The organism is Kribbella sp. NPDC026596, assembly GCF_040638415.1.
Lineage (GTDB): Bacteria > Actinomycetota > Actinomycetes > Propionibacteriales > Kribbellaceae > Kribbella.
In genome coordinates this window covers 72,576-87,495 of record NZ_JBEZYF010000029.1, presented here as the reverse complement: position 1 = coordinate 87,495, position 14,920 = coordinate 72,576, and the positions used below count along the sequence as shown (strand labels likewise).

Here is a 14,920-nt window from a genome sequence, read left to right as displayed (position 1 = left end):
GGCCGGCTCACCGCACCGTCAGCAGGTCCGGGGCATCGACCAGAACCGCGATCTGGTCGGCACCGAGACTGAGGTTCTCATCAGCACCGAGCACCTGCGGGCCATCGCCGCCGTCCGTCGTACTGCCGACCGTGTCGACGAGCGGTGGGAATCTGACCAGCCGGAGCTGGACGACATCGGTGATGCCGGGCTCGGACATCAGGGCCGCGGTGATTGCCGCTGACCGGACCGGTTCGGCCATCCGGAGCCGGTCGACGACGCGGTGCAGGCGGTCCGCGAGCCGGCCCTTCAGCGCCAGCGCCGACGGGCTCGAGTTCGTGCTCGCCGTACTCCCGGCCGGAAGGGCGAGACCGGTCGTCACGATGTCGGCCTGGACGCCGACGAACACCTGGTCGGCCTCGACCACATCCGGGAACACCCCGACCGGCCGGACATCCCGGATGGCGGCCTCGACGGATGCGCGCAATCCGTTCGGCCCGTCGAACACGGCCGCCTCCGTAGGTGCGACGAGCACGCTGACGAAGTACGGCGAAGCGAGGTCGCGATCGGTCGCGAACAGTCGCTCGAGGAAGGTGAAGTCACCGAAGACGGACTGGGACAGGTCGATGCCACCCCAGCCGTCGCGGACACTGACCTGCCGGACCCCGGGGATCAGCGAGACCGTTGTGGCGATCGCGTCGGTGGACCAGACCGAGCGCGGCGCGCCGAGCAGCAGCGCGCGGTACCGGTCGTCGTCCCAGTGCTGTTCGCCCCCGGTCAGAGCGACAGTGTGCTCGATGCGGACCAACCCCTGGCCGGCGGCCGACGCACCGGCGGGCAGACCGGCCGCGGTGTCGGCCGCGAGCAGCGCGGAAAGCTTGCTGTCGGCAACTTCCCAGCGGTCGATCCGCTGCGGATGGTTGTTAGCGGCATCGGTCACCGCAGGGTCCAGGTTCCCGGCCGGACCGGGGTCGAAGCTCACCACGGCCGCGGGCAGCGAGGTAGTCCGCCGAGTGAGTGTCGCCGTCGCGGCCAGCGCCACCCGGTGACCGCCGGACGTGCTCATCCGGCTGCCGCGTGGGAGGACGAGCTGGTCGATACCGTCCGGGAGTGTGCCGGCCGCGGTGAGCGTGACCTGACCCGAGGCCGCGAGGAACGGGCGGTCGAGTCCGAGCTCGGTACCCAGGTCGCTCAGCGCCCGGCCGCGCGCCGTGCTCACGAAGCCGTCGTCGTACAGCGCGCCGAGTGCGGCCCAGGTCCGCGAGTCCTCGAGCGCGCTGATCTCCAGCAGCTTGCGCAGCACACTGCCGCTGGACAGGTCGAGGTCGTCGTCGATCAGCTGTCGGGCCAGCGCGATCTTCTCTGCGAGCAACCGGGTGAACGGCTTCGGCAGGAAACCCGCGTCGGTCACGCCGAAGCCATCGCTACCGGTCGAGCGGCTGACCGCGTCGTCGACCGCCAGGATCTGGGTCAGGTCCAGACTCGTGTCGTCGCTCACTGTCCGTCCTCCTGTCCATCCTCAGATCCGTCCGCAGACCCGGCTGCTTGCGGGCCGAGCCCGGCCACGGTGAGGGTGGCGCCGGCGTCGCTGATCGCCTCGAACGACACCGTGACGTCCAGCGCCCGGCTGCCGCCCGACGGCGTACTCGCTGTCAGTTGGGTGATCCGGCGGATCCGCGGGTCGGCCGCGACGACCTGCGCGACCGCGCTGCGCAAGGCCTCGCGCGCGATCGCGGGTGAGGTCTGCTCGGCCAGCGGACCGAGCCCCAGGAAGCCGAAGCGCGCGTTGAACGGATCGCTGCCCCGCAAGGTGGTGAGGCCGACGGCGAGGTCCTGGCTGAGCGCGTCGAGTCCCTCGACGACGTCGAGGTCCACGCCGCCCGGCGTACTGCGCAGGCTCACGTCACGGGCCAGGTCCGAGGGATCGACGAGGTCGGCGCGGACACCGACACCGAGCAGCCGGCGACGCCGGACCGTCTCGTCGGACGACGTGCCGTCGGGTGTGCTGGGGGTGATCGGGCTCATGGCGTCCTCACGAGGCGGTCAGCTTGGACTGGCCAGGGATGACCGTGGCCGGGAAGGTTGTCGGTACGTCGTTCACGGAGTTGACCGTGTCGCTGTCGAGCAGCACCGGCTTGCCACCGACGGTGAGCTTGCCGGACCCCAGGCTCGTGACGATGGTGCTGATGCAGGGATGAGCGAACGTGCAACTCTGGTACGGCGCGGCGCCGGGGACCGTCGCCAGCGGGATCACCGGCGACGTGCCGACGGTGAGCTTCACGCCCGGCGCGGTCAGACTCCGCTTCCCGGTGTGCGTGCAGGTGAGGTTGCCATCTTTGACGACGACCTTCGGGCGGGCCATCAGCTCACGTCCATCGTGCCGGTGACGGAGACCTTCACGTCGGCCGCCTTGAGGGTGATGTCGCCGGTGCCGGCGTCCAGGGTGATCCCGGTGCCGGTGATCGCGATGGTGCCGTCGTCGTGCAACTCGATGCGCGCCGTCTTCCCGCCCTTGGTGCTCTCCAGGATCACGACCCCGGCCTGGCCCGGATCCGGTCGTTCGCTGGTCTTCCGCAGTACGTCGGCCACCCGCAGAGTCAGACCGCTGACCTCCACGATCCGGCGGCCGTCGGCGTCGGTGAGATCGTGACTCGCGAAGCCGTCGGCGGGCGGTGCCGCGTCCTCCCCGGCCTCGAGGTCGTCGGTCGGCACGGCCACCGGCAGGAGCAGCCACCAGTCACCCGGCTCGGCGGGTGGCGTCCTGTCCTCGTCCCACACGCTGCCGAGGTCGACGACGTCCTGGCCGCCACCGGTGTCCGCGAGCAGCACCCGTTCGCCCGGGTAGCGGGGCAGGACGAGGCCGTACCCGCCGAACGCGAACGGAGTCACGACCGGCACTTGCCGCAGCTCGCCGTGCTGATCGGGAGTCACCGGGAGCCGTCGTACCGCCGCCGGCCGGCCGTCGTCCGGAGCCTGGGAGTACCAGATGTCGCTGCTCGTCTGGTCGGGCGAGTTGCCCGGACCGGCGGGATGGGCCCGGATCTGACCGACCAGCAGGCGAAGTGCCCGACTGCCACGAGCCACCGCACGCGCGACCCCACGGACCGCTCCGGCCGCGCCCGCAGCCTTGTCGGCCGGCACGCTGCCGCGGACCGCGTCCTGTTCGGCGTGCACGTCATCGTGCCGGGGTGGCGGGACAGGATCCCAGCCGTCGTCCTTGTCGTCGCGTAGAACAGCCGCGCGGACGATCGTCACGAAGCCTTGCCGAACCGAGAGCCGATGGGTCACTCCGGTCACCAGGCAGGGCGATCCGGCCGTCGAGCCCGCCCCCGCGCCGAACAGGTCCGCAACATCGTTGAGCAGCGGCAGCCCGCGCCCGGCCGGCACCGCGGTCGGGAAATCGTCGGGAGGCAGTGGAATCTTCGCGATGTCGCCTGGCTTCAGATCGGGCCGGCCGAGGCAGGTCGCGGTCACGGTCGCGCGTGGCTTGGCCGTCTGCTTGCCCGCCGCGTCCGGTACCGGTGCGTCGGCGTCGGCGCCGCGCGTGACCGCGAGCAGGCCACCCGAGGCGTCAAGCACCCGCTCGTTGCCGAGCCGTGCGCTGCCCGCATCGGTGGCCGTCCACAGCCCCACATGCAGTACGCCGTCCCGCACGACCGCCGCGGACAGGCCCTGCCGACCGAGGGACGCCGCGGCCTGGGATCGCACCGTCCGCATCGCCTCGAGCGCCGCCCCCGGACGGACATCGGCGAAGTTCTTCTCGTCCGCCGCCGGCGCGAGGTCCTTCAACCCATGCGTCACCACGGGGACTCCGGCAACGCGAGCGATGTCCTGGGCGGCCACTTCGAGCGACGTGTAGCAGAGGCCCCGGACCACCGCCTCCCCGAGCCTTGCGAAGACCAGCTCCCGCCCGCTGATGATCGTGTCGATCCGTCGCTCCCCCGCCTGCCGCCGCAGCGTGTCGACGCGGATCACCGCCACCAGGCTGTCGGCCGGCGGAGAGTCGGCGGCGCCACCGAGCAGATCGGTCAGACCGGCCGCACGGGTCAAGTCCGCGAGGACGCCGGAGCCGGAGTCCTTCCACCACAGGTGCAACTCGGCACGCAGGTGATCCCCGGCGGGTCGCCGGATGCGTTGGTAGTCCTCGTCGGTGAGACCCTCGACCACTACCTCGTACCGCCCGCCGGACAGGTCGGCGGGCAGCGTGGCCGTAACACTGCCGTCGTACGTATCCCCGGAGATGGTCAGGAGCCGGGACCCGTTGGCGGCGTCATCGGAGAACACCAGTGCCCACGTCGGCAGGGTTCCCGGGGTGACGTCGCGACCCGGGCTGCCAAGCGGACCGGACAGGCCTGTCGTGGTCATCGCGTGCTCCTCCGTACCAGGTCGAGAGCCGGGTCTCCGGACGTCGGTGCCGGGCCGAGGTCATCCGCGACGAGCAGGTCGCGCCAGCGCAGAACGAGCCGGGCGCCGGACGGGCCACGAGAACGCAGCGTCGCCGCGGTCAGCACCAGACGGTCGACGATCACCTCGACCTGCGCCCGGCCGTGGTCGGCCAACTGGATCGGCCGGTGCTCGATCACCACGGCGGTGTCCGCGATCCGTTCGCCGACGAGCAGCGTGAGTCGTGGCCGAGGCAGGTCGACCGGTGTCCGGTCGGACGACGTCCCGGCGGTGAGGTCGTCCCAGACGACGGTCAGCGGGTCGGCGTCCAGCAGGACCCGGGCGACCCCGACCGGCACCGCCAGCACGAGGGTGCGGGACGCGTCGAGAGCGAGGCGGGACGGTACGCCGTCCGTCAGCGCGGATTCGATGACCGTGCCAGGCGTGACCGGCGGCGGGGTTACGACCGGCGGCAGCGCATCGGCGTACGCGTCGATCAGCGGCCGGGTGACGAAGGCGGGAAGCTGGGTCATCGGCCGGCCTCAGAACGGCAGGACGTCGGTGAGTGCGCCGACCCCGATCGCGGTGACGTCGATCAGCCGGGTGAGGCTGCCCGGCGGCGGCAGGTGGATCAGCCGCATGGTCAGGTCGATGGTGTCGCGGCGCGCGGCGGTGAAGCTGAACGACAGCGACTGGACGGCCAGGTTGGTCCGCACCGTCGCGCTCGAGACCAGGACCAGCCCGGTCCCGATGCCACCGGTCTTCGGGGAGAGCGCCGTACCGTAGCGGCTCGCCTCCGCGATGTTCTCCAGCGCGATCTTCCACTCCATCCGCAACGGCCCGATCAGGACCGCGCTCAGTCCGATCGTGTCGTCATGGGCGGGCAACGCGACCCGCCGGCTCGTCCCGCCGACCGCCGGGACCGAGAAGGTCGAGTCGATCGACATCTGCGTCACGGCCCACAGCGGTACGGGTATGACGCCGTCGAACAGGACCGCACTCGGGGTGTGCAGGTACGGCGCGAAGCTGCTGGTCATCTCACTGCTCCCCACGCAGAGCCTTGAGCTGACGAACCAATGCCCGTACGTCGGCAGCGGTAACGTGGTCGGTCCAGCGGGCGGCACGACCCGCGAACGCCTTGATCGCCGCGTCGATCCGGGCGAGCCGGGCGGCGTCCGGAGCCGTTGTCGTGATCTCGCGATGGAGATCCTGGACCGCGTTGGTCAGTTGGTCGATGGCCTCGACCAACTGGACGTCCTCCGAACCCAGCGCGTGCCTCAGCAACTTTCCGTCGAGCAGCTTCGTCAGCGCCTCGATCCGCTTGCCGGTCCGGGCCACCGCAGGGTGCGAGAGCTCCGGCGTCGTCCGTGTGGTCCGCTTGAGTGCATCGACGAGAACCTCCGGCGGCTCGACCCGTTCGATCGGCGGCTGACCCGGTTGCCCCGACTCCGCCGCGGCTTCCAGCGCGGCCCGGCTCTCCTTGGTCTGCGGCGCGCCGTACAGCTCCGCGGCCGGCGAGACTCCGACGAGATCGAACTGGACGGTGGCGTCGCCCGGCGGGGACCCGGCCGGCACGCTCGTCTCGAAGACGTACAGCTCGATGATCTGTCCGTCGACGACCGCGCTGATCGTGTACTCGCGGTTAGCGAGGGTCTGACCACTCTTCTTGGTCCGCGTCGTCCACAGGTACTCCACGCCCGGCTCGGCGTTGTCCCGCAGGTTGCGGACCCACTGCTCGACTCCGCGGTTCTCCAGCCACTGGTTGATCCGCCGTACCGCGTGGGCGACGCCGTACGGCGCATCGAAACCGAGCCCTGGCGAACCCGCGCCGTGAGCTCGCTCGGTCCCGGCCGCGCGATACGCCTCACTCACGTCCGCGGCGGTGAACAAGACATCCTCGCCACGGGTGAACCGCCGGGCCTTCGTGACGCTCGGACCGGCCAGCAGTTCCTCGACGATCGTCCCCGTGCCCGGCTCCTTCCAGACCCGGTAGCCGTACTCGGGGAAGTGCAGGACGACGCCCTCTTCCAGGTCGGGGAACTTCCAGTACAGGCCGTCGACGTCCAGCTCGAGCGTGATGTCGCCGGTGCGCTTGACCTCCTCACGCCACTTCCCGCCGCTCCGGCTGCCCCGGATGGGTTCCCCTTCGCGGGGCGCCCGGGTCGGCTTGCCCTCGAGGCCGGGACGTGCTCCCGGGTACTGCGGCTCTGCGCGTCGGCGTGACGGCGCTCGCTTCACCGGCGCGACAGGTTCCACGGTGACCGGCGGGGTCACGGGCTCAACGGGTGGCGGCGCTGAATGTGGGATCGGCGGGAGCGGTTCCACCGCGGCGCCCTCGCGCTCGGCCCACGTCTTCGGGTCGGCCAGCTGCCTGGTCTCGGCATGGAGCTCCTCGAAACGCCGGGCCAGCTCGACTCGGTCGAGCGCTTCGGTCGAACCGTTGAGCACCTTCTCGTACACGAAGTGGATGGCTTCCCGCAGCTGGGTCATCCGGCTGACGACCCGCGTCATCTTGGTGACGTACGCCGACCCGAGCAGATCCATCGCGTCGAGCACGGACTCGGTGACCACGGTCTGCGCGTGCTCCCGGTCCACTCCGAACCGCCGGGCGAAGGTCTCGACGACGGGATGACCCTCCAGCGCGACCCGGACCCGGATCTCGCTGGGATGGCCCCGGATCCTGAAGTTCACTGCGTCCCTCCCGTCGACGGTCCTTGGATCGCCCGGTCCAGTACGTCGAGCGCGTCGCCGACCGAAGCCTCACCGGTGACGGATACCTGGTAGGCGACCGCGTCGGCGATCCGGTTCATCGCCTTCGACAGCGCCAGGTTGATCAGGTACGCCTGCGTCAGCTCCTTGGTGAACCGCATCGTGAAGTGCTCCAGGCTCATCTCGGCGAGCCGCTTGGCGATGTCCCGCATCGCCTGCCGGGTCGCGGCCGCCGCCAGCTCGGTCGCCTCGCCCTTGACCAGCGCCCGCCCCGCGGTCCGGGCGCCACGAGCCAGCGCCGGAAGCTCGGGCAGCACGGTGAGCGCCGCGTTGATGACCGCGGCCCACATCTCGGCCTCGACCTGCGCCTTGGACAGGATCTCGTCGGCGTTGAGCATGGCGCGCTGCAGGTCGCGGTGCTCGAACGCGGTGTGCAGACCTTCCGCTGCCTGGATCACTCCGACCGCGAATGCGAGCGGTGCGCAGAAGATGGCCAGGACGGTCAGCCCGACCAGGTTGAGGATCTCCGAGAGCTCCGCCTTGCCGATCTCCACGGCGGCGAGGCGGCGCATGCCGTTCAGGTACGCCTCGGGATCGGTGAAAGCCGGCCGGAGCTGCTCGTCCGCGATCTTGTGGATGCCCGTCAGCTTGGCGCCGATGTCGGAATCGGCTCGCTCGTCGGAGCGGGTGAAGTTCGCCAGGCCGAAGGCGTACTTCCGGTCCGTGGCCGCCTTGCGCTGCCAGCGGTCGTTCTCCTGGATCAGGTCGGTCAGCAGGTCCCGGAAGATGTCGTCGACCGCGGTGGTGAGGGCGTGGCCGGCCGCGGTCGAGGCATAAGCGTCCAGCACCTGCGCGGCCTTGAGCTTGCGGACCAGATCGTCGACCTCGGACACCTTGTCGAGGACAGGGTCGATGCTCGTCACCTGCTGACGCTGGGTCGAGATCACCGCGTCCAGCTCGGCGAGCGTCCACCACCGGCCCTTGCCGTCGTACACCCGCGGGCCGCCCTTGAACGGCTTGACCGTACCGGCCTCGGGCTCACGGGAGACGGGCTCCTCGACCATCGAGTCGATCAGTGAGCCGGTCATCCGGACCCAGCCGGCCGCGAGCGGACCACCCACCGAGGTCGAGGCCATCGCGATCGCCCGTTCGCGCCGCAGCTCGCCGATCAGCGCCTCGCGCAGCGTCATCAAGTCGGGTACGTCGGCCAGCATGACGGTGAGCAGCATCCGGGTCAGCGACATGTACGACGCGAAGTTGTTGGCCCGGTTGGACAGCTCATGTCCACTGGCGAAGAGCACCTGGAGAAGTACGTCCTGGCACTGCGTGACGAACATCGAGGCCACCGCGTCGTCCCGCGCGGAACCGAGTACTTCGGCAAAGCGCAGTACCCAGGTTTCGGACTGCCCTGCGACCGGACATGGCAAGGCCCGGCGGTCGTCCTGGCTGAGCATGATCGTGACGTACTCGCGCTCCAGTTCCTTGATCAGCCCGAAGGCCGCGGCCATGTTGCGCAGCTGTGGTGACATCGGAGCGCGGTTGCTGGTGAGGATCCGGCAGTTGCGGTCGATGTGGGCCATCGCGCCGATCAGGAAGCCGCCGACGTACGGGCCCGGCGACAGGTGCAGCATGCTCGCGACCTGTGCCACCTTCCGGGACAGCCGGGCAGAGATCGTGGGCGGCCACAGTTCGATCGCGGGCTCGCCGAGGAACGGCGTGTCGGGCGTCGACGGCGCGTCGTGCAGGAGGCCCAGCATGCTCAGCCAGGTGAAGGGTTCTTCGGCGTCGAGCGGTGGACAGTTGCCGTACTTGTCCTCCGGTTCGTCCGGGTCGTCCTCGGTCAGCACGAGCACGTCGAGCGGTCCACGCGGGAACTTCGGGTCGGCCTCACCGATCCAGACCGGCTCGCCTCCGGAGGTCAGCTGATAGAGGTACAGCGTGTCGCTGGTGCGGGCCGGAAGTCGCTTGATCCGTTGCAGGGCCTGGCGTTTCAGGTCGGCCTGGTCAACGCCCGGGGACTCGCGCAGGAGGTCCAGCATCATCGCCTCGACGAGGAGGTCCCGCACCTGCGCCTCGCCACTGGCCTGCCCGTAGAAACTCCACCGGTCCGCACTGACGAAGTTCACGTTCGCGAGCTCGGCGCGCCGGTTGCCGCCCGGAAAGTCCCACACTGCGAGCGGGAGAGCGTCCACCCGCACCTGCCCGCCGTCGAACTCAACGAACGCGACGAACGCTGCGTCGCCGGTGGCGGGCGCACCGATGACGGCGATCTGCTCCGGCGGCACTCCGCCGGTACGCCGAAGGACCGCCGCCCCGATCTCCCGGAAGTCCTTGAACCTGCGCAGCCGTTGTGGCGGCGGCCGGCGCTCGGCCGAACCGCTGTCCTGCGGCAAACCGTGCAGGCGTACGTCGACCGGATCCGCGTGACGGTCGTAGTACGGAACCCGATAGGCGTCACCGGCCTCGCCGAACACCACCCGGTCGTCGTCACGGGCCTCCCCCGCGCCGGAACGAACCTCCTCATCGCCGGCCACCGGCGTACTGCGGGTCAGGCGGGCCGCCGCGAGGTCGATGCTGGTCAGCAACGACCGCTCGAGCGCGCCCGCCAACTGGTCGGGCAGCGGGTCCCCGCTGAAGCTGATCGCGGCGGTCACCGGCGGGCCGGCCGGCGCCTCGCGGACGGCTCGCACGGTGAGCGCCCGATCGACGGCCCGGCCGAGCGCGGCGTCGACGGCATCCGTCACCGTCCAGACCAGCTCGTCGTCGACCCGGTCCGCGGTGACCTCGAGACGCACCCGCACCGGCATCCGTACCGTCGTCACGTCAGCGCCTCGAGGGCCGCGGTGAGTTGGGCCAGCGTCGCGTCGACGTGGTCGTCGGGGTCACAGGCGGGGATGATCCGTATCTCCACCTCGACCGGGAACTCGAGCACGAGCCCGTCGTCGCGGACCCGGGCGAGAACGGCCTCGCTGTCCGGCGCGGGGACGACGAGTTCGCCCTGGCTCAGCAGCACCAGACCCGTGCGCTCGACGATGCTCGGCTCGTCCATGACGACTCTCCTCTACTGCGGTGCCTTCGTGGTCGTGCCGGCGTTGTCGGTGACCGCGGCGGCGAGGGAGAAGCCGGAGAAGGTGGCGACCGGCGCACCGCTGACGGTGGCCGACCCCGGTGCGGCGCTGGTGATGTAGCACTGCTCCAGCACGATCGTGGAGAAGGACCAGTCGTCGCCCTCCTGCTCGAGGAGGACGATGTCGAACGGATCGCCGCGCAACGCGAGCGCTGTGAGCTCGGCCGCAGCCGGACCGATCGCCGTGACGGACAGGGTGAAGGTCAACGACTGCGGGGTCGCGACCACGCCGACGTGGGTGCGCTCGATCGAGTGCAGCGGCTCCGCACTGGTACCGAACGTGGGCACGTAGGACTGGGCGAGGAAGACGCGGGTCTCGTTGCCGTCGACGGTGAAGCGGACGCCGAGCCGGGTCTTCCAGTCGGACTGCGTGATGGTCATCGCTGTTCCTGTCTCAGAAGTGCGGCTGCAACGTCACGTTGAGCTGGTGGATGGTGGCGGCGATCTCGACGAGCAGCGTCACGTCGACCCGCCGGGTCTGCCGGGCGGTGACGAGTCGCGCGGCGTCGGCGGCGTCGCGGGCGTTCTCGGGGACCGACAGGATCGCGAGCAACGGGATCGACACCGCGAACGAGTCGATCGCGGCCGACGCCACGAACGGCCCGACGATGCCTTCGATCCGAACCCGGACCGCGGTCAGCCCAGCCTTGGTGATCCCGGTGTCGCCGATGGCCCCGATCAACCCGGCCCGCAGCGCGAACTCGAGCTGGTCGAGCAACGTCACCAGGTCGACGTAGTTGCGGGCCGCGTCGCTGGAGAACAGCCCGCCGTCGCCGAGGTACAGCCCCGAACCGGGGATCAGCGCGGGGTCGACGAGCGGGATGACGCCTTCCCCCGCGAGGCCCGTGATCTCCGCCGGCGTGTACTGACCCGTCACCGGCATCGTGAAACCGCGGACCTGCTTGAGCACCACGCTGGTCCCCGGCGGGTAGCCGGCGATCGCGCCCATCACGGCCGCGGCGGCGTCGGCGGTCGCCGTCGTACTGGTCGGGTCGAGGGTGGCGCCGCGGGCGGCGACGAGCACCATCCGGCCGGACGCACTGCGCAGTGGGTTGTCCGTGGCCAGTACGTCGGTCACGTACGTCGGTGATCGCGGTGTGGCCGGGTCGATCATCGCGACCGCGATCCGTTTGCTACCCGCGGCCGACGCGTTCTCGACGTGTTCCTTGAGTGCCATCAGCCCGGTGGCCGCGGTCGCGCCGCTGGTCGCCGTACCGACGGTGGTCTCGCCGGCGAGCGCGACGAACGTGACGTCGTCCGCGGCGTCGAGACCGGCCAGCGCGCCGGCGTAGTCGTCGGCGGTTCCCGTGCGGACGCCGTACACCTTGCTCGGCCGGGGGTCCTGGGCCAGCACGAGATCCAGGCTCTGGGTCAGGGCGTTGGCCGTCGTACCACTGGCGAACGAGCTCATGATCGACGCGTGGTCGGTGACCTCGATCGGCGTCCCGGCGGGCGCGGACGCCCCGGACGCCGCGTTGCCGACCACGGCGACGACGCCGGGATTCCGTTGCGCGGCCGGGACCAGGGCACTCGTGTCGATGGTCACGTTCACGTAGGGGTACGCCGGTTGCACCAGGGTGCTCATGCGGTCCTCCGGAGTTCGGGTGGGTAGTGCGGATGCTCAGGTGACGACGACAGCAATGCCTTGCGGGCCGAGCCACGCGCGGGCGGCGGCCAGCCGCTCGTCGGCCGTCGTACCGCCGGGCCAGCCTTCGTCCTCGAAGGCCGCGGCGGGGACGACCCAGCAAACGGCGCGATCGACGAGGCGGGCCGGTGCGTCGTCCGGCGGCGACGGCGACGGATAGGTACGGGCGACCCGGCGGGCGACAGCGGTGGCACGCAACAGGTCGCGCGGAGAGGTTCCGTCGTCGACCAGGAATGCGACGACGACCGGCAGGACGAGCGGCGGAGCTCCCGCGCCGTTCGACGGCGCACTCAGCTGCAACTGGATGTCGAGCGCGGCGCTGAAGTGCGCCTCGGCCGGGGCCTCGGTCACCTCGACCGCCTCGATCAGCCCACCCAGCCCCGCGGTACGGATCACCAGACTGCCGACCATGACGGCATCCGCACCGGGGGTGGATGGTCGGCCGGTGTCCCAGGCCGCGGTGACGTCCCAGGGGAGGGCGTCACCGGCGCGCATCAACCGGGCGGTGAGGGAGGTCTGCACCGGGAGCGCGACTGCCAGGTCGAGCCGGTCGTAGATGGCCGTCGTCGCGCCAGTCACGGTCGCGGGGTCGACGGCATAGCAGGTGATGGCGAGCTGGAGCAGCGCGTCGGCATCGAGAACGGTCGGTCGGGCAGCGGGGTCCGCGAGGCGCAGCAGGACTTGGTCGGCAGCATCCATCACGACCGGCCGGCTCGCCGCTCGATGCCCATGCTGCTTCCCCCCAGCCCCGGGACGGACAGGTACCGCCCCCTGCGACAACGGTCCTCGGTCCCCGTCAACGCATCGTCAACGCTCCGTTGTGCCGCGAACCGTTGACCAGGGCGACCAACTGCGGCGACGGGTCGATGCCGAGATCGGCCCGGATCGCCTGCCGATGCAGCTCCAGCACCCGCCTGGCCTCGTAGACGTTGCCTTCGGCCAGGTGCACCTCGATCAGGCAACGGTTCGCACTCTCGCGGAGCGGCTCGGCCCGGACAGCCGCCAGCGCAGCGTCGACCGCCACGGCGAATCGGCCGGCCCGCGCCATCCGCAGCGCCAGACTCTCCAGCGAGTGGAGCCTGGTCTGCCGCCACCGTTCTCGATGCGGAGGCAGCCAGTCGTCGTACCAGTCCGGCAGCAGTTCCGAGTCCAGCAGGTCTAGCAACTCGGCTCCGGTCTCCTGCTCCGCCCGGCTGTCGACGCCCAACGCGACGGCCGTTGCTTCGCGGAGGTCGACCCTGACGTCGGCTGCGAGCTGTACTCGCGACCGGGTGGCTTCGAGTACCCGGTCGCCTGCCTGCTGGATCCGCCAGACCGCCGTCCGCAGGTTCGCGGCGGCGTTCAGCTCGGCCGACTCCGGCCACAACGATCCGGCGACATAATCGCGCCGGGGGGCGCCGCCGTTCAGGGCCAGGAAGGTCACCAGCCGCTCGGCGTTCTGCGGCAGGTCCAGGGTGCGGTCGCCTTCGGACAGGGCGAAGCCCCTCAACAGCGCAAGCCGCATGGTCGGCATGCCCGTCCGCAGCGCCATCCCGTCCCCCCGACGTGCGCAGTCAGATTTGCCCTCTCCGAGATTAGACCTCGATGCAGCCGCGGTACAGCCCCGGCCTCTTTGTTGCCCCTAGCAACTTGTTCGGCGATCGGTGATCGGGGCCGCGTGGGCTTCGGCGTACCCGGCCGCGGCGAGGCGATCGAGGGTCTTCTCGAGGACCGCGGTGTCCTCGAGGGTGCGGACTTCGGTGATCTTGCCCCAGCGGATCCGGAGGAACTGATGAACCACATTCTCGTACTGCGAACCGTCGACAACGCCGACGTGGACGGTCACCGCGGTCGCCACCCGGGTGTTCCACGGCCAGCCGGCGACCAGAATGTCCTGGACCTCGAAGCGGGTATTCGGCAGCAACCGGAAGCACCGCTCCCACCAGCGCCGCAGCGCATCATGGGTGTGCCGCTGCCCCGCCAACGCGTGATCACCGTAGAACGTGTAACTGAAATTCGGCGCCATCCCGGCCACCATCGCCTCCCAGTTCCCGGCACTGATCTCCGCAAAAGCCTTCCGCACCTGCCCCGCCACAACCCGGTGATACATCGACCGCTCTCCCCTCGTCATCCGTTGCCCCCACCGTAGAGACAGTGAGTTCAATGAAGCAACTGACTAGAGTGGTGACATGCGGAACACCAGCTTCGCCACGATGCACTGCTCGCTCGCCCAGTCGCTCGAACTCATCGGCGACTGGTGGACTCCCCTGGTGCTGCGGGATCTCTATCTCGGTCTGGACCGCTTCGATCAGTTCGTGACCGATCTCGGGATCTCTCGCAATCTGCTGACCGACCGGTTGAACACGCTGATGGACGGCGGCTTGGTACGGCGTACGCCGTACCAGGAGAATCCGGTCCGCTATGCCTACGCACTGACCGAGGCCGGACAGGAGCTCGTGCCGATTCTGATCTCTCTCACGGCGTGGGGCGATCGGTGGGCCACGCCGCCCGCGGGTCAGCCGCTGCGGTTCACCCATGCCACCTGCGGGCGGATCACCACGGCGACGGTTTGCTGCTCGGAGTGTGGTGAGGCACTGAGTGCCGAGGACGTCGTACCGTCTGCCGGTCCGGGTGGGCGGACGGCTCCTGGGACGGCGTTGATTGCGACGGTGCTACCAGGAGAGTGAGTCCATGCGGAGTTGTAGTAGGTGCTGGAGTGGCATGGATTCGCCGTCTCGGGCGCCTTGGCCGACGACCAGAGGTGGGTCGGATGGGGTGAGGTGGACGCCGGTCAGGCGGGATTTGAGGCTGGGCGAGACGCCGAGGATGTAGAAGTTCGCGTCGAGGTCGACGGCCAGTGAGCGGTTGCGGCGGAGGTACCAGCCGGTGACATCGGTCCGATAGCTGGTGGACGAGCCGATGACCTGTGCCCGCAACGGCTCCGGCTCGATGCCCAGGTTCTTCATCTTCTGCACGAAATGGACCAGCAACTCCCGGGCCTGCGCCGTCTCGGCGGCCTTCTTGCGTTCGAGCGCGGCAGCATGAGCCGCGGCCGCCTCCCGCCGCTCGTCGCGCCAACTCGACTGATCGCCCACCCC

The 14,920-nt window shown here is 70.2% G+C and carries 16 protein-coding genes; 1 reads left to right on the top strand and 15 read right to left on the bottom strand.

The features are described from left to right. Positions 1–7 precede the first annotated feature (7 nt). From AB0E63_RS24115 to AB0E63_RS24050, 14 genes are all read right to left on the bottom strand, one after another. Positions 8–1,477 (bottom strand): hypothetical protein, encoded by a 1,470-nt coding sequence (locus AB0E63_RS24115; protein ID WP_360370269.1) that lies wholly within the window; start codon positions 1,475–1,477, stop codon positions 8–10. Further along, positions 1,474–2,004, bottom strand: coding sequence for a hypothetical protein (locus tag AB0E63_RS24110; RefSeq protein WP_360370266.1), 531 nt, complete (start codon positions 2,002–2,004; stop codon positions 1,474–1,476). The genes AB0E63_RS24115 and AB0E63_RS24110 overlap by 4 nt, the downstream gene beginning before the upstream one ends. Before the next feature lie 7 nt (positions 2,005–2,011). Next, positions 2,012–2,341 (bottom strand): hypothetical protein, encoded by a 330-nt coding sequence (locus AB0E63_RS24105; RefSeq protein WP_360370263.1) that lies wholly within the window; start codon positions 2,339–2,341, stop codon positions 2,012–2,014. Next, a complete protein-coding gene (locus tag AB0E63_RS24100; RefSeq protein ID WP_360370260.1) occupies positions 2,341–4,344 on the bottom strand; it encodes a hypothetical protein in 2,004 nt (667 codons plus the stop codon). Before AB0E63_RS24100 ends, AB0E63_RS24105 begins: the two co-directional genes overlap by 1 nt. Continuing rightward, on the bottom strand, positions 4,341–4,895 hold the full coding sequence (locus tag AB0E63_RS24095; protein WP_360370258.1) for a hypothetical protein: 555 nt from the start codon (positions 4,893–4,895) through the stop codon (positions 4,341–4,343). Before AB0E63_RS24095 ends, AB0E63_RS24100 begins: the two co-directional genes overlap by 4 nt. Positions 4,896–4,904: 9 nt before the next feature. Further along, entirely contained in the window at positions 4,905–5,399 is a 495-nt protein-coding gene (locus AB0E63_RS24090) for a hypothetical protein (protein ID WP_360370256.1), read from the bottom strand. A gap of 1 nt (position 5,400) precedes the next feature. Continuing rightward, positions 5,401–7,053, bottom strand: coding sequence for a hypothetical protein (locus tag AB0E63_RS24085; RefSeq protein WP_360370254.1), 1,653 nt, complete (start codon positions 7,051–7,053; stop codon positions 5,401–5,403). Further along, on the bottom strand, positions 7,050–9,893 hold the full coding sequence (locus AB0E63_RS24080) for a hypothetical protein (protein ID WP_360370251.1): 2,844 nt from the start codon (positions 9,891–9,893) through the stop codon (positions 7,050–7,052). Before AB0E63_RS24080 ends, AB0E63_RS24085 begins: the two co-directional genes overlap by 4 nt. Continuing rightward, positions 9,890–10,120: a hypothetical protein gene (locus AB0E63_RS24075; RefSeq protein ID WP_360370248.1), complete on the bottom strand. Its 231-nt coding sequence runs from the start codon at positions 10,118–10,120 to the stop codon at positions 9,890–9,892. The genes AB0E63_RS24080 and AB0E63_RS24075 overlap by 4 nt, the downstream gene beginning before the upstream one ends. Before the next feature lie 12 nt (positions 10,121–10,132). Further along, the gene (locus AB0E63_RS24070) at positions 10,133–10,579 is read right to left on the bottom strand and encodes a hypothetical protein (protein WP_360370245.1); all 447 of its coding nucleotides are present in this window, start codon (positions 10,577–10,579) and stop codon (positions 10,133–10,135) included. A gap of 13 nt (positions 10,580–10,592) precedes the next feature. Next, positions 10,593–11,783: a hypothetical protein gene (locus AB0E63_RS24065; RefSeq protein ID WP_360370242.1), complete on the bottom strand. Its 1,191-nt coding sequence runs from the start codon at positions 11,781–11,783 to the stop codon at positions 10,593–10,595. 36 nt (positions 11,784–11,819) lie between these two features. Next, complete coding sequence (locus AB0E63_RS24060; protein WP_360370239.1) at positions 11,820–12,545, bottom strand: hypothetical protein; 726 nt, start codon at positions 12,543–12,545, stop codon at positions 11,820–11,822. 94 nt (positions 12,546–12,639) lie between these two features. Further along, positions 12,640–13,374, bottom strand: a complete 735-nt coding sequence (locus AB0E63_RS24055; protein WP_360370236.1) for a BTAD domain-containing putative transcriptional regulator — start codon at positions 13,372–13,374, stop codon at positions 12,640–12,642. A gap of 90 nt (positions 13,375–13,464) precedes the next feature. Continuing rightward, complete coding sequence (locus AB0E63_RS24050; protein ID WP_360370233.1) at positions 13,465–13,932, bottom strand: nuclear transport factor 2 family protein; 468 nt, start codon at positions 13,930–13,932, stop codon at positions 13,465–13,467. Between the two features lie 79 nt (positions 13,933–14,011). Here AB0E63_RS24050 and AB0E63_RS24045 point away from each other — a divergent pair, with 79 nt between their 5' ends. Beyond that, positions 14,012–14,509, top strand: coding sequence for a helix-turn-helix domain-containing protein (locus AB0E63_RS24045; RefSeq protein ID WP_360370230.1), 498 nt, complete (start codon positions 14,012–14,014; stop codon positions 14,507–14,509). Here the strand turns inward: AB0E63_RS24045 and AB0E63_RS24040 are convergent. Next, on the bottom strand, positions 14,495–14,917 hold the full coding sequence (locus AB0E63_RS24040; RefSeq protein WP_360370227.1) for a hypothetical protein: 423 nt from the start codon (positions 14,915–14,917) through the stop codon (positions 14,495–14,497). The genes AB0E63_RS24045 and AB0E63_RS24040 overlap by 15 nt on opposite strands. Positions 14,918–14,920: the final 3 nt, after the last annotated feature.